Source organism: Melaminivora alkalimesophila, assembly GCF_000282995.1.
Lineage (GTDB): Bacteria > Pseudomonadota > Gammaproteobacteria > Burkholderiales > Burkholderiaceae_C > Melaminivora > Melaminivora alkalimesophila.
Map to the genome: position 1 here is coordinate 1 of NZ_ALEE01000383.1, position 435 is coordinate 435.

Genomic DNA, 435 nt, shown 5'->3' on the forward strand with positions numbered 1-435 from the left:
CAACCGCAGCTGCCGGTGCGCTCGGTCTTCCAGGTGGCCGCACTGGCGCACCCGGCCTGGCTGGTGGAGATCGAGGTCACGGCCGTGCGCATGCCTGGCGCAGCGCCGCGCCGCTGAATACCGGTCAGGCCGATCCGCCGCGCGGTGGGTGAGCCACCCGCCGGTGCTGAGACGCCACCTCCGACAGGGGACGCAGTGCGCGCCGACTGCGGAAATGCCGCTCCTGACCGGTCAGCGGATCGGTAAAGGCCAGCTCGCGCGCCAGCAGCTGCAGCGGGTTGGAATAGTCTTCCGGCTGCGCATCGTTGACCTGCGGGTACAGCGTATCGCCCACCAGCGGCATGCCGAGCGCCGCCATCTGCACGCGCTCGCTGGTCGTGAAGGCCACCACCTCCACGCCCAGGCGGGCGATGGCCTGGGCCAGCTCCGCGCCGA

At 71.7% G+C, this 435-nt stretch carries 1 pseudogene; it reads right to left on the bottom strand.

Annotated features, from left to right (window positions below):
- Positions 1–124: 124 nt before the first annotated feature.
- Positions 125–435: pseudogene (locus tag A612_RS17360) on the bottom strand (hypothetical protein); the annotation flags it as partial.